The sequence below is a fragment of the Paracoccus broussonetiae genome (genome assembly GCF_031854425.1).
GTDB classification, from domain to species: Bacteria; Pseudomonadota; Alphaproteobacteria; order Rhodobacterales; family Rhodobacteraceae; genus Paracoccus; species Paracoccus broussonetiae.
Genome location: NZ_JAVRQI010000014.1, coordinates 93174 through 111133, shown reverse-complemented (window position 1 = coordinate 111133; position 17960 = coordinate 93174). Strand labels below are relative to the sequence as shown.

Here is a 17960-nt window from a genome sequence, read left to right as displayed (position 1 = left end):
CATGCATCAATCTGTGCCTTCTTCTGCCACGAAGGCGGGCGGGGGCCAAGACCATGCGACCCATAGAAGCACGCAGGCAGCAGCGCACAATGAGAACAGGGCCGAAGCCCTTACAGGAACTTCGGCCTTTCTATCGAAACCGGTGCCGGAATTCGCGCGCGCTTCAGTGGTCGTCGTGCGCGTGGTCGCGGTCGACCACGAAGCGCTTGTCGCAATATCCGCATTCGACCCAGCCGAGATCCTGCGGAATGGCCAGCCAGACCCGCGGATGCCCCAGCCCGCGCGCTTCATCACCATCGCAGGCCACCTTCCAAGCGGTGACGGTCTGGATTTCGGGGGCCGGAACAGTCATGGCGTTTCCTTGAGCTCTGACGACAAACGGGGTTAAACCGCTCGCATCATAAAGATGGGAATGATGCGATGCCAGCCCCCCAAGACCGCATTGACGCCGCGAATGCAATCGAAATCAGAGGTCTGACCAAGACCTACGCGGCCTCGGGCGGCGCCGCGCCCAAGCAGGCGCTGAAGGGGTTGGACCTTTCCATTCCTGCTGGCTCGATCTTCGGTCTGCTGGGTCCGAACGGGGCGGGCAAGTCCACCACGATCAACATCCTGGCCGGGCTGGTCCGCAAGACCGCGGGCAGAGTATCTATCTGGGGCTTTGATCAGGACGTGAACCCGCGCCAGTCGCGCGCGGCGATCGGCGTCATGCCGCAGGAACTGAACATCGACCCTTTCCTTAGCCCGCGCGCCAGCCTTGAGGTTCAGGCCGGACTTTACGGGGTGCCCAAGCGCGAGCGCTGGACGGATGATCTGCTGGAGCTGGTCGGGCTGACCGAGCAGGCGGAAAGCTACTCCCGCCACCTTTCTGGCGGCATGAAGCGGCGGCTGCTGCTGGCCAAGGCACTGGTCCACCGCCCCCAGATCCTGGTCCTGGACGAGCCGACGGCGGGTGTCGACATCCAGCTGCGCGAAATGCTGTGGCGCAATGTCCGCCGCCTGAACGAACAAGGGATGACCATCATCCTGACGACCCATTACCTGGAGGAAGCCGAGGAGATGTGCGACCGCATCGCCATCATCGACCGCGGCGAATTGATCCTGTGCGACGATACCAGCGCGATTCTGGGAAGGGCGGATTCGAAGACGCTGGTGATCGACACGGGCGACGCCCGCGCCCTGCCCCAATTGCCCGAAGGCGTGCGGGCCGAGCGGCGGGCGGATGGACGGCTTGCACTCAGCTATGCGCCGTCGCGGCTGCCCGCCGATGCGATGATCGATGCCCTGCGCGCAGCGGGAATGCCGATCCGGGATGTCACGGTCGAGACCCCGGATCTTGAGGATGCCTTCGTCAGGCTGACCTCGCGCCCCTAGTCCAGATCAGTCGGGCTGGATCATCCGGCCGATATTGCGACCGCCCAGGATGTGCAGGTGGAAATGCGGCACCTCTTGCACGCCATGTGCGCCGGCATTGGTGATCGCCCGGAACCCCTGCCCGCTGTCCAGATCGACCCCCAGTTCGCGGGTCAGTCGCGCGACGGCGCGGTTGAAATCCAGAATCTCGGCGTCCGAGGCATTGGCAGCGAAATCGTCGTAGCTGACATAAGCGCCCTTCGGGATCACCAGAACATGCACCGGGGCCTGCGGGCGAATGTCGCGGAAGGCAAGCGTGTGCTCGGTTTCCAGAACGGTCTGGTTCGGGATCTCGCCGCGCAGGATACGGGCGAAGATGTTTGATTCGTCATAGGTCGGCATGCGGTCCCTCTGCCTTGTCAGTCGCTGAACAGATAGTTGGTCTTGGCCAGTCGTTCGGCCGTATCGGGCAGCACGTCAAGGAAGCGCGAGATCTGAACCGCGTTTTCTTCGTCGCTGCGCCAGGGCGCGATCGAATAGAAGCCGCTCAACGCAAGATCGCGAAGGCGCTCGGTCTCGTGCTCCAGATCCGCGCGGACGGTGGGCAGGAGCCGGTCGATGACGTCCGACGGCGTCCCCGAACCCGCCAGCCCCACCCGGTCGATATGACCGCGGACATAGGTGTCGTCGAATTCGGAATCGATCAGCAGCACGCGGGTATCCGCCTTGTCGTTCATCAAGTCCTGAATCAGGTGCATGGCCGAAGGGTCAAGGCAGATGACAAGACTGTTCGATTCGAACTGCTCGAAAAGCAGGCGCAGCAGGGCGCGCCGGTGCCGCTCGCGCTTGGCGATCGTCGTTTCGACCCCGCCCAGGTCCGGCAGATTCGCCTTGGTTTCGTTGAACAGATAGTCGACGGCCGGAATCTCGGTCACGTCCCGGATCGCATCGGTCAGGCGCTTGGCGACATGCCATTTCTTCGAAACGACCAGCCGCAGCGAGTTTTCGCGGCCAAGGCTGCCCTCGGTCTCCCAGAAGCGCGGGGCGAAGCGCCTGCCTATGCGCCCACGCCCGGTCAGAAACTTGAAAAGCCCCGTTGCCTCGTTCGAGATCGGGAAATGCACCCCGGTGGCCGCCCAAAGAGCGCCCAACCGTTCCCGCAGGCGCAGTGCCTCGGGACTGATCTTGCGGGCGAACAGATAGTTCTGACCCATCAGCAGATCGTAATGGTCGTTGTAGAAGGTGACCGGCATCCCATAATCCGTGAAGACCAGATAGGTCAGCGTCCTCGTCCTGATCTCCTTGCGGGGGACGACATGGGGCACGATGGTCTGGAAGAAGGTCTCATCCGGGATCCAGGTCGTGGAAAAGAACCGCATCACATCGGGGCGGCTGTCACAAAACTCCAACACACGCTCGACAGATTGGCGGCGCAGGCACCACCATTGCGATCCGATCATGACCTGAATATCGGCAGGAATGGGCCGCGTCAGCTTGAAGCGCTTCTGCATTTCATAGCTGGAATAAAAGCGTTTTGGCTGTGTGCGTTCGTTGAACCAGTGGCGATAGATCAGCCGCTCTTCGCGCATTCCCGTCTTGATCCAGTTCGATTTGAAGAAATCGAAGGACTCGATGTAGTCGCAATCTTCGGCATCAAGGAAGGCATGGGCATATTCCGCCGACTTGATCGGCATACAATCGCCGGACAGCATGTAGAAATGCGTTGCCAGCGGAAATGCGCCGACCGCCGCCCTGACCGCGTCCACGGTCGCAGCCACAAGCGACCACTCCCCCCAACCGCATTTGCGCCTGCGCCCTGTAAAAACAACGCCTGGATTATCCGCAAGGGCGGTGCGGATCTGGTCGAAATCCCGCTGGCTTGCCCGTGCGTCGAAGTGAATTGCCACATAGTCCCCAGAGGCCGTCAGACGCTTGGCCTGAGCAATAATTCCCTTGGGATCCTTGTGGCAGAGCAGAATGAAGGCAATCCGCGCCATTTATGTGACCAATCCATTCATCTGGGTCGAACGGTTCCACACCCGGTTGAATCTCGTCCGGTGATTTGCTTTCTGTGTCTAGCGATTTTGGCAAGGTCGGCAACCCGACCGCAGCCTCGAATAAGGAATGTGTGAATGGGCTTCCCCGGAACCTGGATGACGGAAAGCGAAAGCATGGTCTATCGCGTCGTCCCGAAATGCGCCTGCTCGTCTATCGGTCAGATCATGTTTTATTCGGATCATGGCCGCTACTTCGACGGTGATATCCATGATTCTACAAGCGGCCTTCACAAGTGGAACCAGGAAGGCAGCCAGAAGCCGATCGAGGACAGCGTCAAGGCGCACAAGTCGATGACCTTCACCTGCGTTAGAAACCCCTATGCCCGTGTTCTATCGTCGTTTTTCGACAAGATCGCGGGGATCCAGCGCAACGGCAAGCGCTATCGCGGGAATCTAGTGCCGCAGTTGATGCAGCGCTATGGCATCGATGTCGGCACCCCCGAGAACAACTTCGATTTCGACCAGATCGCAAGTTTCCGCCGCTTTTTGCTGTTCGCGCGGGACACCATCCGCTGGCGCCGCCCGATGGAGCCGGACATCCACTGGTCATCCATGTCGGGGCACATCGCGACCTTCATCGTGAACGGTGGCCGCTATGACCAGATCTTCTTTACCGAGAAGTTCAACGACGGCATGCAGAAGGTGCTGGACGCGGCCCCGACCAAGGTGCCGCTGGACCTGGCCGACGTGCCGAAGTTCAACGAATCCGAGGGGCACGGCCCCAAGCGCGCCCACAAGGTCAGCGAGTATTTCGACGACCTGTCCCGGCACCTTGTGTGGGAAGTCTACAAGAAGGACTTCCAGCTATTCAGATACGATTTCGACAATCCGGACAACAAGCTGCCGAAGGGCGAAGTCGATATCGACGAAGTCCACGCCAAGCTGGGCCGCTAAGCCCGCTGGACCGCGCCGCCCCCCATTACGGGCGGTCGCGGTGTCCATTGCCCCGGCCAACGTGCAACCGCATTCGGTCGGGCGATGGACTTGCCGCAGGGGCAATCCGGTTTATCCAAGATTTCCCTTGCGAAACGCGCGAACTTCGCTATTTTCGCGCGTTCATCCGACCGGCGGGGGATATCCCGGACCGTGGCCCCCGTGCGCGAGATCTCGTTTCGAGCCTTGCGGCTGACGCGTCATTGTCCTATGCCCCGCCCAGACCCGATATTAGAATCCGGGGTTGTCCTGTGACCGCCCCCCGAACCACTTGAGGTTGAGACATGGCCGTCCCTCAGAACCGAGTTACCCGCTCCCGCCGCAACATGCGTCGTTCGCATGACGCGCTGGTCGCAGGAAACCCGAACGAATGCACCAACTGCGGCGAACTGAAGCGTCCGCATCACGTCTGCCCGTCCTGCGGTCACTATGACAACCGCGAAGTCGTGGCCCAGGCCAACGAAGTCGATCTGGACGACGACGCGGCCTAAGCGGACCGACCAAGGACATGAATCCGGCGGAGAGCACGACTATCCCGCGCGGCCCGGAATGCAAGGGCGGCGTGGTGATATCCGTTGACGCGATGGGCGGCGATCGCGGCCCCGCTGCAGTGGTGGCGGGAATTGCCGAGAGCGCCCAGAAGAACGCCGAAATCCGGTTCATCGTCCATGGCCCGAAAGCCGAGCTCGATCAGTTGATCGGGCATCGGCAGGGTCTTGCCGCACGTTGCGACGTTCGCGATGCCGCAGGCGTCGTGACGATGGAGGACAAGCCCAGCCAGGTGCTTCGCAAGGGCGAAGGCACCTCGATGTGGTCCACCATCGAATCCGTCCGCAACGGCGAGGCGACCGTCGCCGTGTCCTGCGGCAATACCGGCGCGCTTATGGCGCTGTCGATGTTGCGACTCCGCAAGCTGCCGGGCGTCAATCGTCCGGCGATCGCCTGCTTGTGGCCATCCCGCAATCCGCAAGGCTTCAATGTCATGCTGGACGTGGGGGCCGATATCCGCGCCGATGCGCAGGATCTTCTGACCTATGCCCTGATGGGCGCTTCCTATGCCCGCAACGGCCTTGGCCTCGCCCGTCCTCGGGTGGGGCTGCTGAACGTTGGGACCGAAGAGCACAAGGGCCGTGCCGAACTGAAGCAGGCCCATGAACTGATCGCTTCGACCGCCGATGCGGGAAGTTTCGACTATGTCGGCTTCGTCGAAGGCGGCGATCTGCCCTCAGCGCGCGTGGATGTGATCGTCACCGATGGTTTCACGGGCAATGTCGCGTTGAAGACCGGCGAAGGTACTGCAAAGCTGGTCGGCGATTTCCTCAAGGATGCCTTCGGCAATTCGGTCATGTCGAAATTTGCCGCCCTCCTCGCGATGACCTCGCTGAAGCGTCTTCAGAAACGCATCGACCCGCGCCGGGTGAACGGCGGGGTTTTCCTGGGACTGAACGGCACGGTGGTGAAATCCCACGGCGGGGCCGACGCGACCGGGATCTCGGCGGCGATCAAGCTTGCCTTCCAACTGGCGCAGTCGGGCTTCCACGAGCGCCTTGCCGCGCGCGTGGCGCAGTCGCTGTCGCCGGAAATCGCCGGGCTTGCCGGCGCAGATAAAAAGGGAACGTCCTGATGCGGCGTGCGGTAATCCGGGGCACGGGGCATTACCTGCCCGAGCGTGTGGTCGAGAACAGCTGGTTCGAGGACAAGCTGGAAACCACGGACCAATGGATCCGCTCGCGGACCGGGATCGAGCGCCGCCACTTTGCCGCCGAGGATCAGCGCACCAGCGACCTCGGCATCGCCGCGGCCAAGGCGGCCTTGGACCATGCCGGCATTTCGGTGGACCAGATCGATGCGGTGATCGTCGCTACGTCGACCCCCGACTTCACCTTCCCCTCGGTCGCAACGATGGTTCAGGCCGGGCTGGGGATGAAGCGCGGCTTTGCCTACGACGTTCAGGCCGTCTGCGCGGGCTTCGTCTTTGCGCTGGCAAACGCCGATGCGATGATTCGCGCAGGTCAAGCCGAGCGCGTGCTGGTGATCGGGGCTGAAACCTTCAGCCGCATCATGGACTGGACCGACCGTGGCACCTGTGTCCTTTTCGGAGACGGTGCCGGCGCGGTCGTTCTGGAGGCCGTCGAAGGCGATGGCACCCCGGCGGATCGCGGCATTCTTGCCGTGGACCTGAACAGTGACGGCCAGTATCGCGACCTGCTTTACGTCGATGGCGGTGTAGCCTCGACCGGAACCGCCGGGCATCTGCGGATGCAGGGCAACCTGGTATTCCGTCACGCAGTCGAGAAGCTGGCCGACACCGCGCATCGCGCGGTTGAACGGGCCGGGCTGACCACCGATCAGGTCGACTGGCTGGTGCCCCACCAGGCTAATTCGCGCATCATCGAGGCGACGGCCAAACGGATGCATCTGCCAATGGAAAAGGTCGTGCTGACGGTCGCCGATCACGGCAATACTTCTGCCGCCTCGATCCCATTGGCGTTGTCGGTCGCCGATGAGCAGGGCAAGTTCAAGCCCGGCCAGATCCTTGTCGCCGAAGCCATCGGCGGCGGTCTGGCATGGGGATCGGTCGTGCTGCGCTGGTAAACTCAGCGTAGTTGCGAGTCTTTTGAACCCCGGCGATTGATGCCTGCCTGTGGCTTCCAGTTGCGGTCGTGCTTGCCCTGACAGGCGACGCACAGCCGTACGCCCGGAATGGCGTCACGGCGCGCCTGCGGGATCGGCTCGTCGCATTCGTCACAGAATTCCGCGCTTTCCCCCGCCGCACGATGCGACTGGCGTGCCCGCATCCGCTCGATCGCCTCTTGCGTCGAGACGTCGATCTGGTCGTTCACCGCGTCGTCGCGTGCCCATCCTCCGGCCATGTCACACCCCGCCAACTGTCGCTTTATGTATCAGATAGGCGGCGATATGGCGGTTTCAATCCGCAGAAATGCCAATCTACCCCGGTAACGCCCGAATAAAGCGGGGGAAAATTCGTCTGACGGAACCATGGCGGGGTCCGGCATGTTGACACCCCGCAGCAAAAAAATCATCCTTGCTACAAGAGAGAGGTTTCCCAGATGAGCGACTCCACCCTGACCCGCATGGATCTGGCAGAGGCCGTGTTCCGTGAAGTCGGCCTGTCCCGTCACGAATCCGCGCAGCTTGTCGAAAGTGTGCTGGGGCACATCTCGGACGCACTGGTGCGTGGCGAACAGGTCAAGATCTCGTCCTTTGGAACCTTCTCGGTCCGGGACAAGAACGAACGCATCGGCCGCAACCCCAAGACGGGCGAAGAAGTGCCGATCACGCCGCGCCGCGTCCTGTCGTTCCGCCCCTCGCATCTGATGAAGGATCGGGTGGCGGCAGGCAACAAGCCCGGCAGCTGATGGACAAGTCCCCCGACGCCTTTCGCTCGATCGGAGAGGTTTCGCGCCTCGTGGGTGTCGCGCCGCATGTCCTGCGGTATTGGGAAACGCAGTTCACCCATTTGTCTCCGGTAAAGCGCAGCGACGGCAGGCGCTACTACCGTCCCGATGACGTTCGCCTTGTCGCCGGCCTTTGCCAGGTCATGCGCGAGGAAGGGCTCAGCATCCGCGGCGCCAAGCGCCTGATTTCGGCCGACCGTGGGGCCGGCCTGCGGCGGCTGGGCGCAGAACGGCTGGGGGACATCATGCGCGACCTGTCGAAGCAGGCTCCGGCCCAAATCGGAGCTGCCGCCGGATTGCATTTGCCCGAATCAAGCGAAGCCGTCAGCGCCCCGCAGAACGGGGAACCTTCCCGGTCCGCCGCACCGAAGCGTCGCCGGTCCCAGACCGGCGCTGAATTGCTGCCGCTTTTCCCTGACCCCCAACCGGGATCAGAGGCTGAGTGGTTGCTGCGGCTGTGCACTGCTGCCTCCGAACTGCGGCGACGCGAATTTGCCGGATCGCCACCTCCTGCCCGTGCGCGGGACCTGCGGGACCGTCTCCACGCCCTACTTTAAGGCCATGATTACGCCTGCTTTTCCGCATGGTGATCGTGTCGGTGAATCTATCTGCGTTAATGTCGAAAAATCCGCCCACTCCCCCTTGTGCTGCCCGCCTGCTTCGCTCTATATGACCCCCGTCGGGCCGTGGCGCAGCCTGGTTAGCGCGTCCGTCTGGGGGGCGGAAGGCCGAGAGTTCGAATCTCTCCGGCCCGACCATTCCGAAAACGCTCACTCCTCTCCAGGGGTGGGCGTTTCCCCTTTTCCAGAGGTGTTTTCTTGAACGGTGTTTTGCCCGACAGCGCGCTGCGCCAGTTGATCGAGACCGGGGCGATTTCCGCCGAGCGTCCGATCCTTCCCGAACAGGTCCAACCCGCCAGCCTCGATCTGCGCCTCGGACAGACCGCCTGGCGCCTGCGCGCATCATTTCTGGCGGGTCGCGGCCGGAAGGTCAGCGAGCGCCTTGCCGATTTCGAGATGCACCGGATGGACCTCAGCGGCGGTGCGGTTCTGGAAAAGGGCTGCGTCTATCTGGTCCCGCTGATGGAGCGGCTGGCCCTGCCCGCGGGCCTTGATGCCGTCGCCAATGCCAAAAGCTCGACCGGGCGACTGGACCTGTTGACGCGGCTTGTCACCGATGAAGGGACCGAATTCGACCGCCTGCCCGAAGGCTATGACGGCCCCATCTATGCCGAGATCTGTCCGCGCAGCTTTTCGGTCCTCGTCCGTCCCGGAATGCGGCTGAACCAGCTCCGCCTGCGGCAGGGGCAATCCGTGCTGAGCGATGCCGAACTGAACCACCTGCACGCGGCACAGCCCCTTGTTACAGGGCAGGCCCTGATCGATGACGGGCTTGGCTTCTCGGTCGATCTGCGGCCCGATCAGGGCGATCTGGTAGGCTATCGCGCCCGTCCGCACAGTGGCGTCATCGATCTGGACCGCATTGGCGCCTATCGCGCTTCGGATTTCTGGGACGAGCTGCGGACGCGCGACGGCCAACTGATTCTGGATCCCGGCGCCTTCTACATCCTTGTCAGCCGCGAAGCCGTGGCGATTCCACCGGACTACGCCGCCGAAATGGCCCCCTATCTGGCCATGGTCGGCGAATTCCGGGTGCATTATGCGGGCTTCTTCGATCCGGGATTCGGCCACGGGACTGGCGGACATGGCGCGCGCGGCGTGCTGGAGGTTCGCTGTCACGAAGCCCCCTTTGCTCTGGAACACGGGCAGGTCGTGGGCCGCCTTGTCTATGAACGGATGTCCGCCCGACCCGAGCGTCTGTATGGCGAAGGTATAGCGTCGAACTATCAGGGCCAGGGTTTGAAGCTGGCCAAGCAGTTCGGGGCCGCCTAGCGGCCGATGCGCCGCGTGACGCGGGCGGCCTGACGCGCGCGCTTGACCGCCTGCCGGGCACTCTTGTCCAATTCGCGCTGCGGCCCAGAAGATTTGGGCCGCGGGCCGCTATCCAATCCTTTCATGCCCTTTCTCATGGTCCAATTCACCAGCCGGTTCATTGCCATGCGGGTCATTCTGTTGAAGATCTGGTTCAAATTCATGGCGCGGCCCTCCCCTTGGCCTCACTCATCGTCGTAAAGGTCTTGGGGCAGCACCATGCCATCGGCATCGTCATCCCCTGCCACCACGGGCATGGCTGCCGCTGGCGGACGTGATTCCAGCAATCCCGCGGCGCGCAGTTCGGCAAGCCCCGGCAAATCGCGCGCACTTTCCAGCCCGAAATGATCCAGGAAGGTTTCGGTCACAATGAAGGTTGCCGGGCGGCCGGGTGTCTGCCGCCGGCGGCCGACACGCACCCAATCCAGTTCAATCAACTGGTCCAGCGTGCCCCGGCTCAGCGCGACGCCACGAATCTCCTCGATCTCGGTGCGCGTCACCGGCTGGTGATAGGCGATGATCGCCAATGTCTCGGTCGCGGCGCGGGACAGGCCGCGGCTTTCCACGGTCGCTTCCTGCATGAGAAAGCCAAGGTCCGGCGCGGTTCGAAAGGCCCAACTGTCCCCGACGCGGCCAAGCTGCACGCCTCGCCCCTGATAACGGGCGCGCAGCGTCTCCAGCGCCTCGGCCACATCACAGCCGTCGGGCAGACGGCTTGAGATGGCCCGCAGGCTCAGCGGTTCGGCGCTGGCGAAGAGGATGGCTTCAATCATCCGTTCCTGCTCGATCAACGAAAGAGAGGCGGTCGGGCGGGGCGGCATCGTCGCCTTGGGCTCGGTGGGGTTCGCGGTCATTCCGGTAGCTTGCTGCGTAGTGTGATGGGCGCGAAGGTGCCGGATTGCCGAAGCTCGATCCGTCCCTGACGCGCAAGTTCCAGGGTGGCGGCAAATGTGGCCGCGGTGGCCGACCGGCGACGCTGCGGATCACCGTTCCAGCCGTCGGGCAGGAAGCTTGCAAGCGAAGTCCAGTCTCCGGCATAGCCAAGCATTGTCCGAAGCCGGTCCAATGCCTGCTCCATCGTGAAAATATCTTTCCGGTCAAATGCGTATGGCCGGAATTCATCGCGGGTTCTAAGCATCGCGTAGGCCCGCATCAGGTCGATCAGACCGGCCTGCCAGGCGACTTGGCGCGACCGCGTGACAGCCTCGGGTGCGCCGCGCGCAAAGCGCTGCTGGCCCAGCCGGTCGCGGGCCATCAGGCTTGCCGCCGCCTCGCGCATTGCTTGCAGCCGCTCCAGTTGAAAGGCGAGGTGCGCTGCCATGTCCTCGGCCGAGGGGCCCTCAGCCTGGGGATCCGGGGGCAGCAGCAGCCGGGACTTCAGGAAGGCCAGCCATGCCGCCATGACCAGATAATCCGCGGCCAGTTCGATCCGCAACGCTCGGGCGCGTTCGACAAAGGCCAGATACTGGTCGGCAAGCTGGAGGACCGAGACCCGCATCAGGTCGACCTTCTGCGTCCGGGACAGGGTCAGCAACAAGTCGAGCGGACCTTCGAACCCTGAAACATCGACCACCAGCACCTCTTCCGCCAAGCGCTCGGCAGTCGGCATCTCCTCCGGCCCCTGGCTGTCTTGGGGTCGGGCCGCGTCTTCCGGAACCGGAACGGGCGTCAGATAGGGTACTTTGGTCATTTCAGTCAGGCCGAACGGATCGCGGCAGAATCGGTCATGCGGGCATTCAAGTCAATCTCAGGCCGCAAGCCCGCCAAGCGCACGCAGTTCGGCCCGCATATCCGCGGTTTCCCCCGTTCCTGCGGCTGTCCTCAGCGACAGTGCACGATCACCGCGACGCTGGCCCTGCGCAGAAAGCAGGCCAGCAGCAGCAACGATGCTTTCCATCTGGGAAATGGTCTCGTTGCAGGACAGGACCAGGTCGCACCCCGCCGCAATCGTCGCGCGGGCGCGCTCGGCCGGGGTGCCGGACAGCGCCTCCATCCCGATATCGTCCGACATCAGCAGCCCATCGAATCCGATCCTGTCGCGGATCACCGAGATGACCGGGGCCGAGGCCGTCGCCGGAGCGTCGTCGATGGCGGTAAAGCGGATATGCGCAGTCATCGCCATGGGCAGGTCGGCCAGCGCCCGGAAGGGCGCAAAATCCGTGCGCTCAAGCTCTTCCAGCCCAGCCTCGACAATGGGCAAGTCCTTGTGGCTGTCGACGCGCGCACGGCCGTGGCCCGGCATGTGCTTGACCACCGGCAGGACGCCTGCGGCGAACATCGCCTCGGCGGCAATCCGGCCGCGCCGGATGACGCTTTCCGCGTCCGTCCCCAGACACCGGTTCCGCAGAAAGGGATGGGTATCGTCGCGGGCAATGTCCAGAACGGGGGCGCAATCGGCATCAATGCCCATGTCCCGCAACTCCCGCGCCATCAGGTGGTGGTGCAGCCAGATCGCGCGGTCACCATTCACTGCTTGATCCAAAGGCGCAGGCCATTCGGTCCAGTGCGGCGCGCGCATCCGCTGGACCCGACCGCCTTCCTGATCGATCAGCACCGGCGCATCCCAGCCAACCGCGTCACGCAGTGCTGCGGTCAGGCGGCGCAGGCGTTCGGGCGTGTCGATATTACGCCCGAACAGAATGAAGCCCCAGGGATTGGCAGCACGAAAAAAGTCGCGCTCCTTGTCCGTCAGGTCGGGGCCGGCGATACCGCCCAGGATCGTCGCACTGGTCATGAGGTCACTTCGCGGTCGCGGGGATACAGTCGACCCCTTGGGCGATCAGCGCAGCACAGAAACGCCGAGCCTCATCCTTGGAATCGAAGCCTCCAGCCCGCAGGCGCCAGAACGTCCGGCCACCGCTTTGGGCCTCTTGCACCACGCGTGACTTGCCCGAGAACAGCGACCCGAACTTGCCGGAAACGCGTTCCCATTCGCCCTTGGCCAGCGCGTCGCTGTCGAAGGCCCCGATCTGCACCATTGCGGATCCCGAGGCAACCTTGGCCGGCGCGGCTTCGGGGGCAGGTGCGGGTTTCGATGCGGTTTCGGGGCGCGTTGCCGCAACTACGGGGGCCGGCGCAGCGGCTGCCACCGGAGCGGCGGCAGCCACGCGGCGCGGCCGCGGCGAAGGCCGGGTTGATTGCGCAACCGAAGGCGCCGCCGCAGTCGTCGCTGCGTTGGCATTCGCCTCGGCCAAAGCCTGGTTGATAGCGACGTCCTGCGTCTCCTGCCCGGCCAGATCGGTCAGCGCCTCGTTCACGGGCGCTTCGGTCGCGGGCGCGTCCGAAATCAGCCCCTCGGTCACGTCCGCATCCGGCTCGACGGTGGATTCGACGGCAGCGGCAGCGGCGGCCGCCGCGGCTTCGCCATCGGGCAGCGGGATGACACGTGGGGTATCGTCACTGAGCGGCAGATCGACGGGACGGGCTGGCGCCTGCGCCGTCGCGCCAAGCTGACCCATCGCCACGTCCTGATCATCCAGCCGGACCGGAGCCGGCGCGATTGCGACCTTTTCGGGCTCGGCCGTCTTGGCACCGGCGGCGACGGAATTGACCGCCAGCCCGATGCGATCGGTCAGCTCCCCGCCCGGATCCTCGGGCGCGGTGCGGGCCTCGCCCTGGATCGCGCGGATGACCGGAACGCCTGAAACGTCGCGGACCACCAGCTTGAAGCCCCAGACGGCCAGAATCACCATCAGGCCGACCGAGGTCAGTGCACCAAGGTAATGCGTCACTCGCGAAAGGCGCTGCAGCAGCGAAACCGGTTCATCCGAGATGTTCGGATCGGCCTCGGCATAGCGCCCATCGTTCCAGGCATCGGCGTGCCAGGTCTCGTCCTCGCCCTCGTGGCCGTTTCCATAGGGAAAATCATGCGCATTCCGATTGGACTGCGCGCCTTGAAAGCCGCCAGAGCGGAAGTCTACCACTGCCATTCCTGCCTGCCTGCCGGTTTGCCCGGTATCTGCTCGTTGCTCTGCTCGACACCCGGCAGGACGCTGTTTTCAGCGCATCTCTTTGGCCGGAGTCACCCCCAAGATACCAAGACCGGCCGAAATGACAACGCCGACAGAGCGGGCAAGTGCGATTTTCACCGATGTAGCGGCAGGATTGCCGTCCTGGACGAAGCGCAAAGCGGTCTCGTCATTGCCGCGATTCCACAGCGAATGCAGTTCCGACGCGATATCATACAGATAGAACGCGATCCTGTGCGGTTCATGGGCGCGCGCCGCAATCTCGACCGTGCGTGGCCATTCGGCCACTTTCCGCGCCATTTCCAGTTCGGCCGGGTGGTCCAGCAAGGACAAATCGACCCCGGAAAGCGCAGCGTCGTCCGTCGCGACCCCCATTTCGGCGGCCTTTTTCAGCACCGAGTTGATCCGCGCACTGGCATATTGGACATACCAGACCGGGTTATCCTTGGACTGCTCCAGCACCTTGTCGAAGTCGAAATCCAATGCGGCATCGTTCTTGCGCGTCAGCATGTGGAAACGGGTGACATCCGCGCCCGCCTGCTCGACCACGTCGCGCAGAGTAACGAAGGTCCCTGCCCGCTTCGACATCTTGAAGGGTTCGCCGTTCTTGAACAGCTTGACCAGTTGGATCAGCTTGACGTCCAGCGGGACACGCCCGTCCGACAGCGCGGAAACGGCTGCGGTCATGCGCTTGACATAGCCCCCGTGATCCGCCCCGAAGACGTCGATCAACTGATCGAAGCCACGGTCGATCTTGTCCCAGTGATAGGCGATGTCGGGCGCGAAATAGGTCCAGCTGCCATCGGATTTCTTGACCGGGCGGTCGACATCGTCGCCATGCGTGGTCGAGCGGAACAGCGTCTGTTCGCGCGGTTCCCAATCTTCGGGGGTCTTGCCCTTGGGCGGCTCCAGCACACCTTCATAGATCAGGCCGGCCGCGCGCAGGCGATCGATGGCAGCCTCGATCCGGCCCGTGCCATAAAGCGCCTTCTCGCTGCTGAAGACGTCCATATGGACGTTGAGCAGCGCCAGATCCTGCCGGATCATGTCCATCATCGCTTCGGTCGCAAAGTCGCGCACCTCGGCCAACCAATCCGCTTCGGGCTTGTCCAGCAGGCTGTCGCCGTATTTCGCCTTCAGCGTCTCGCCCGTCGGGATCAGGTAGTCGCCGGGATAAAGCCCTTCGCGGATTTCGGGCTCCAGCCCATTTGCCTCGCGGTAGCGTTCATAGGCGGAGCGCGCCAGCACATCGACCTGCGCGCCGCCGTCGTTGATGTAGTATTCGCGCGTGACGTCATAGCCCGCGAAATCCAGCAGGGACGCCAACGCGTCGCCAAAGACCGCGCCCCGCGTATGACCCACATGCATCGGGCCGGTCGGGTTGGCGCTGACGAATTCGACGTTGATCCTGGTCCCTGCCCCCAGGGTCGAGCGGCCATAGTCGCCCCCCTCGGTCAGGGCAGCGCGCAGCACCTGCTGCCATTCGCCCGCGGCAAGGCGCAGGTTCAGGAAACCCGGCCCCGCCACCTCGGCGGCGATGATGCGCGGATCCGCCGCCAGTCGCGCGGCCAGTGCCTCGGCGATCTCTCGCGGTTTCTTTCCGGCGGGCTTGGCCAGCACCATGGCGGCGTTCGTCGCCATGTCGCCATGGGCGGGGTCTCGCGGTGGCTCGACCGTCACGGCGGCGGTTTCAAGTCCCGCGGGCAGCTCACCCGCCTGTTCCATCTGGGCCAGCGCATCGATCACCAGCGCGCGGATATCCGAAAAGAGGTTCATGGCTTCCATCCATAAGATCGCTGCGGGATAACGTCTGGCCTTGGGGGCAGTCAACCACGGCGCCACGGCACGACATTCCGGGCGGGTTCAGGCGCTCAGGTCGGCGACCGCAGTGGCCCGGACGGTGGATTGACGATCCGCATCCTGCCAACCATATGTTTTTCCGCAGGGATTCGAAAGGGGAACCCCAGCCTCGCAAGAACCGGTCAAGGAAAATCCGCGATCAGATTGACGGCGCGCGCGTTTTCGGCTACGCCCCTACCGGTCTGCATCCGGCAGACATGGCGAGGGGCGTGCGGAGACAGCGTCCCGACCTGCCGTTTTCGGGCCTTCGATCTGGATCAGGGCTTGACTGTGGCCATGGACGCAAGACCCGCGCAGGCAAATGTCGCGCACATTGACGAAAGCCCCGAATGACAAAATTTTCCGACCTGAAACTGGACCCCAAGGTTCTGAAAGCCATTTCCGAGGCGGGGTATGAAACCCCGACCCCGATCCAGGCGGGCGCGATTCCCCCCGCACTGGAAGGGCGCGACGTCCTTGGCATCGCCCAGACCGGGACCGGCAAGACCGCCAGCTTCACGCTGCCGATGATCACACTGCTTGGCCGTGGCCGGGCACGGGCGCGCATGCCGCGCAGCCTTGTCCTGTGCCCGACGCGCGAACTGGCCGCCCAGGTGGCCGAGAACTTCGATATCTATGCCAAGCACACCAAGCTGACCAAGGCGCTGCTGATCGGCGGCGTCAGCTTCAACGAACAGGACAAGCTGATCGATCGCGGCGTCGACGTTCTGATCGCGACCCCGGGTCGTCTGCTCGATCATTTCGAACGCGGCAAGCTGCTGCTGACCGGCGTGCAGATCATGGTCGTGGACGAAGCCGACCGGATGCTCGACATGGGCTTTATCCCGGATATCGAGCGCATCTTCCAACTGACGCCCTTTACCCGCCAGACGCTGTTCTTCTCGGCCACAATGGCGCCCGAGATTGAGCGAATCACCGACACCTTCCTGCATACGCCGGAACGGATCGAGGTTGCGCGCCAGGCGACCACCTCGGAAACCATCCTGCAGAAGCTGGTCGAGATCGAACCGACCCGCCGCGACCAGTCCGCCAAGCAGAAGCGAGAGCTGCTGCGTGCCCTGATCCGCACCGAAGGTGACGAGTTGAAGAACGCGATCATCTTCTGCAATCGCAAGACCGACGTGGATATTGTGGCGAAGTCGCTGAAATCGCACGGCTTCGATGCCGCGCCGATCCACGGCGACCTTGACCAGCGCCACCGCATGGCGACGCTGGACGATTTCCGCGACGGCAAGCTGCGCTTCCTGGTTGCTTCGGACGTGGCGGCCCGTGGGCTGGACATCCCGGCCGTCAGCCATGTCATCAACTTCGACTTGCCCAGCCATGCCGAGGATTATGTCCACCGCATCGGCCGGACCGGCCGTGCCGGCCGCAAGGGTACGGCAATCTCTATCGGTACTCCGATGGACGGGAAGTACCTTGCCGCCATCGAAGCGCTGGTGAAACAGGAGCTGCCCCGCGCAGCCGTGCCAGAAGGCTTTACCCTTTCGGCTGCCGCCCAGTCCGCACCCCGCCCGCAACGCGAGAACGGGCGCCGCGAACGCACCCGTGACCGTCGCGGCCGCCGTGATGACAGTGAACAGCGCAGCCATGCCGAAGACGTGCGCACGGAAGCCAGCGTCAGTGAACCCCGCCAGCGGGAAGAACGCCGCGATGAACGTCGGGACGACCACCGCCGTGAAGAGCGCCGCGATGAACGTCGTGAGCGTCCGGAAAGCCGCGCCGACCATCGCGCCGAGAAATCGCACGAGCACCGGCGCGACGATCGTCGCGAAGACCGGCGTGAAGATCGTCGGGGCGACCGTTCGCCCATCATGGGAATGGGCGACCACATGCCCGAATTCATGACGCGCAGCTTCCGCCCGCGGATCATCGAGTCTGTGGCCGAAACCGCACCTGCGGTTGAAGCGCGCCAGATCCCCATCACCGTGGCCGAGATTCCGGCAGCACCCGCTCCGGTTGTCCCCGCTCCGGCCGCTGAAGTCGTGACCGAGGCTCCGGTCGAGACCAAGGCTCCCGTCGCGGAGGCGATCGCGGAAACCGCTGAAAAGCCCGCGCGGACCCGCAAGCCTCGGACCAGCCGCAAGAAGCCCGACGTCGCGGAAACGCCCGTAGCCCCAGCCGAAGCAGTCGCAGCCGAGCAGCCCGCGCCAGAGGCCCAACCGGTCGCGGCCGAGGCCCCCGCTGCCGAGCCTGCTGAAAAGCCCAAGCGGCGCACCGCAACGCGCAAGACGGCCACCACGCGCAGCCCCAAGGCAAAAGCCAAGGCCGCGGATGATGTGGCGACGGAAGCGTCCGAGGCCGCGCCCGTCGAAGCAGCTCCCGCAAAGCCCCGCGCTCCGCGCAAGCGGGTCAGGAAGGCCGACGCCGTTGCCCCCGAGCAACCGGCCGATCACGCCCCTGCAGCACCGGCCACCTCGGCCGAGTCCTGATCCCGGC

19 protein-coding genes and 1 tRNA gene are annotated in these 17960 nt (G+C 64.0%); 10 read left to right on the top strand and 10 right to left on the bottom strand.

The window, feature by feature from the left end; translation table 11 throughout:
• Positions 1-163 precede the first annotated feature (163 nt).
• Entirely contained in the window at positions 164-352 is a 189-nt protein-coding gene (locus RM190_RS17705; protein WP_311760793.1) for a zinc-finger domain-containing protein, read from the bottom strand.
• 68 nt (positions 353-420) lie between these two features.
• Between RM190_RS17705 and RM190_RS17700 the strand changes: the two genes are divergently transcribed.
• A complete protein-coding gene (locus RM190_RS17700) occupies positions 421-1374 on the top strand; it encodes an ABC transporter ATP-binding protein (RefSeq protein WP_311760792.1) in 954 nt (317 codons plus the stop codon).
• A 6-nt stretch (positions 1375-1380) separates the two neighbouring features.
• Here RM190_RS17700 and RM190_RS17695 read toward each other — a convergent pair whose 3' ends face one another.
• Both RM190_RS17695 and RM190_RS17690 read right to left on the bottom strand, forming a co-directional pair.
• On the bottom strand, positions 1381-1755 hold the full coding sequence (locus RM190_RS17695) for a histidine triad nucleotide-binding protein (protein ID WP_311760791.1): 375 nt from the start codon (positions 1753-1755) through the stop codon (positions 1381-1383).
• A 17-nt stretch (positions 1756-1772) separates the two neighbouring features.
• Positions 1773-3350: a DUF5928 domain-containing protein gene (locus RM190_RS17690; RefSeq protein ID WP_311760790.1), complete on the bottom strand. Its 1578-nt coding sequence runs from the start codon at positions 3348-3350 to the stop codon at positions 1773-1775.
• A gap of 135 nt (positions 3351-3485) precedes the next feature.
• Between RM190_RS17690 and RM190_RS17685 the strand changes: the two genes are divergently transcribed.
• The 4 genes from RM190_RS17685 to RM190_RS17670 all read left to right on the top strand — a co-directional run bounded on the left by RM190_RS17685 (position 3486) and on the right by RM190_RS17670 (position 6938).
• Positions 3486-4304: a sulfotransferase family protein gene (locus tag RM190_RS17685; RefSeq protein ID WP_311760789.1), complete on the top strand. Its 819-nt coding sequence runs from the start codon at positions 3486-3488 to the stop codon at positions 4302-4304.
• Positions 4305-4627: 323 nt separating this feature from the next.
• Complete coding sequence (gene rpmF, locus RM190_RS17680; RefSeq protein WP_311760788.1) at positions 4628-4834, top strand: 50S ribosomal protein L32; 207 nt, start codon at positions 4628-4630, stop codon at positions 4832-4834.
• Between the two features lie 17 nt (positions 4835-4851).
• Positions 4852-5967 (top strand): phosphate acyltransferase PlsX, encoded by a 1116-nt coding sequence (gene plsX / locus RM190_RS17675; protein WP_311760787.1) that lies wholly within the window; start codon positions 4852-4854, stop codon positions 5965-5967.
• Positions 5967-6938, top strand: coding sequence for a beta-ketoacyl-ACP synthase III (locus RM190_RS17670; RefSeq protein ID WP_311760786.1), 972 nt, complete (start codon positions 5967-5969; stop codon positions 6936-6938). The genes plsX and RM190_RS17670 overlap by 1 nt, the downstream gene beginning before the upstream one ends.
• Before the next feature lie 2 nt (positions 6939-6940).
• Here the strand turns inward: RM190_RS17670 and RM190_RS17665 are convergent, their stop codons facing one another.
• On the bottom strand, positions 6941-7216 hold the full coding sequence (locus tag RM190_RS17665; RefSeq protein ID WP_311760785.1) for a DksA/TraR family C4-type zinc finger protein: 276 nt from the start codon (positions 7214-7216) through the stop codon (positions 6941-6943).
• 198 nt (positions 7217-7414) lie between these two features.
• On the opposite strand from RM190_RS17665, the gene ihfA reads away from it, so the two are divergent.
• The 4 genes from ihfA to RM190_RS17645 all read left to right on the top strand — a co-directional run bounded on the left by ihfA (position 7415) and on the right by RM190_RS17645 (position 9654).
• Positions 7415-7723 (top strand): integration host factor subunit alpha, encoded by a 309-nt coding sequence (gene ihfA, locus RM190_RS17660; protein ID WP_311760784.1) that lies wholly within the window; start codon positions 7415-7417, stop codon positions 7721-7723.
• Positions 7723-8319: a MerR family transcriptional regulator gene (locus RM190_RS17655; protein WP_311760783.1), complete on the top strand. Its 597-nt coding sequence runs from the start codon at positions 7723-7725 to the stop codon at positions 8317-8319. Before ihfA ends, RM190_RS17655 begins: the two co-directional genes overlap by 1 nt.
• Before the next feature lie 123 nt (positions 8320-8442).
• A tRNA-Pro gene (locus RM190_RS17650) sits at positions 8443-8520 on the top strand.
• Between the two features lie 60 nt (positions 8521-8580).
• Positions 8581-9654 carry a 2'-deoxycytidine 5'-triphosphate deaminase gene (locus RM190_RS17645; protein ID WP_311760782.1) on the top strand — a complete coding sequence of 358 codons (1074 nt, stop codon included), beginning with the start codon at positions 8581-8583 and terminating at the stop codon, positions 9652-9654.
• Here RM190_RS17645 and RM190_RS17640 read toward each other — a convergent pair.
• From RM190_RS17640 to argS, 6 genes are all read right to left on the bottom strand, one after another.
• Positions 9651-9857, bottom strand: coding sequence for a hypothetical protein (locus tag RM190_RS17640; protein WP_311760781.1), 207 nt, complete (start codon positions 9855-9857; stop codon positions 9651-9653). The genes RM190_RS17645 and RM190_RS17640 overlap by 4 nt on opposite strands.
• A 21-nt stretch (positions 9858-9878) precedes the next feature.
• Positions 9879-10514: an SMC-Scp complex subunit ScpB gene (scpB, locus tag RM190_RS17635; RefSeq protein WP_311760852.1), complete on the bottom strand. Its 636-nt coding sequence runs from the start codon at positions 10512-10514 to the stop codon at positions 9879-9881.
• A 29-nt stretch (positions 10515-10543) separates the two neighbouring features.
• Complete coding sequence (locus RM190_RS17630; protein WP_311760780.1) at positions 10544-11383, bottom strand: segregation and condensation protein A; 840 nt, start codon at positions 11381-11383, stop codon at positions 10544-10546.
• Between the two features lie 57 nt (positions 11384-11440).
• Positions 11441-12427, bottom strand: a complete 987-nt coding sequence (locus RM190_RS17625) for a glycoside hydrolase family 3 protein (RefSeq protein WP_311760779.1) — start codon at positions 12425-12427, stop codon at positions 11441-11443.
• Positions 12428-12431: 4 nt separating this feature from the next.
• Positions 12432-13622: an SPOR domain-containing protein gene (locus RM190_RS17620; protein WP_311760778.1), complete on the bottom strand. Its 1191-nt coding sequence runs from the start codon at positions 13620-13622 to the stop codon at positions 12432-12434.
• Between the two features lie 69 nt (positions 13623-13691).
• Positions 13692-15437 carry an arginine--tRNA ligase gene (argS, locus tag RM190_RS17615; protein WP_311760777.1) on the bottom strand — a complete coding sequence of 582 codons (1746 nt, stop codon included), beginning with the start codon at positions 15435-15437 and terminating at the stop codon, positions 13692-13694.
• Positions 15438-15850: 413 nt separating this feature from the next.
• Here argS and RM190_RS17610 point away from each other — a divergent pair, with 413 nt between their 5' ends.
• Complete coding sequence (locus RM190_RS17610) at positions 15851-17953, top strand: DEAD/DEAH box helicase (protein ID WP_390908613.1); 2103 nt, start codon at positions 15851-15853, stop codon at positions 17951-17953.
• Positions 17954-17960 lie beyond the last annotated feature (7 nt).

Bases quoted from the DNA above. Each gene is read 5' to 3' on its own strand.
- RM190_RS17610 (WP_390908613.1), top strand. From the start codon at position 15,851: ATGACAAAATTTTCCGACCTGAAACTGGACCCCAAGGTTCTGAAAGCC.
- ihfA (WP_311760784.1), top strand. From the start codon at position 7,415: ATGAGCGACTCCACCCTGACCCGCATGGATCTGGCAGAGGCCGTGTTC.
- plsX (WP_311760787.1), top strand. From the start codon at position 4,852: ATGAATCCGGCGGAGAGCACGACTATCCCGCGCGGCCCGGAATGCAAG.
- RM190_RS17620 (WP_311760778.1), bottom strand. From the start codon at position 13,622: ATGGCAGTGGTAGACTTCCGCTCTGGCGGCTTTCAAGGCGCGCAGTCC.
- rpmF (WP_311760788.1), top strand. From the start codon at position 4,628: ATGGCCGTCCCTCAGAACCGAGTTACCCGCTCCCGCCGCAACATGCGT.
- RM190_RS17690 (WP_311760790.1), bottom strand. From the start codon at position 3,350: ATGGCGCGGATTGCCTTCATTCTGCTCTGCCACAAGGATCCCAAGGGA.
- argS (WP_311760777.1), bottom strand. From the start codon at position 15,437: ATGAACCTCTTTTCGGATATCCGCGCGCTGGTGATCGATGCGCTGGCC.
- RM190_RS17670 (WP_311760786.1), top strand. From the start codon at position 5,967: ATGCGGCGTGCGGTAATCCGGGGCACGGGGCATTACCTGCCCGAGCGT.
- RM190_RS17665 (WP_311760785.1), bottom strand. From the start codon at position 7,216: ATGGCCGGAGGATGGGCACGCGACGACGCGGTGAACGACCAGATCGAC.
- scpB (WP_311760852.1), bottom strand. From the start codon at position 10,514: ATGCCGCCCCGCCCGACCGCCTCTCTTTCGTTGATCGAGCAGGAACGG.
- RM190_RS17630 (WP_311760780.1), bottom strand. From the start codon at position 11,383: ATGACCAAAGTACCCTATCTGACGCCCGTTCCGGTTCCGGAAGACGCG.
- RM190_RS17655 (WP_311760783.1), top strand. From the start codon at position 7,723: ATGGACAAGTCCCCCGACGCCTTTCGCTCGATCGGAGAGGTTTCGCGC.
- RM190_RS17700 (WP_311760792.1), top strand. From the start codon at position 421: ATGCCAGCCCCCCAAGACCGCATTGACGCCGCGAATGCAATCGAAATC.
- RM190_RS17695 (WP_311760791.1), bottom strand. From the start codon at position 1,755: ATGCCGACCTATGACGAATCAAACATCTTCGCCCGTATCCTGCGCGGC.
- RM190_RS17685 (WP_311760789.1), top strand. From the start codon at position 3,486: ATGGGCTTCCCCGGAACCTGGATGACGGAAAGCGAAAGCATGGTCTAT.
- RM190_RS17625 (WP_311760779.1), bottom strand. From the start codon at position 12,427: ATGACCAGTGCGACGATCCTGGGCGGTATCGCCGGCCCCGACCTGACG.
- RM190_RS17705 (WP_311760793.1), bottom strand. From the start codon at position 352: ATGACTGTTCCGGCCCCCGAAATCCAGACCGTCACCGCTTGGAAGGTG.
- RM190_RS17640 (WP_311760781.1), bottom strand. From the start codon at position 9,857: ATGAATTTGAACCAGATCTTCAACAGAATGACCCGCATGGCAATGAAC.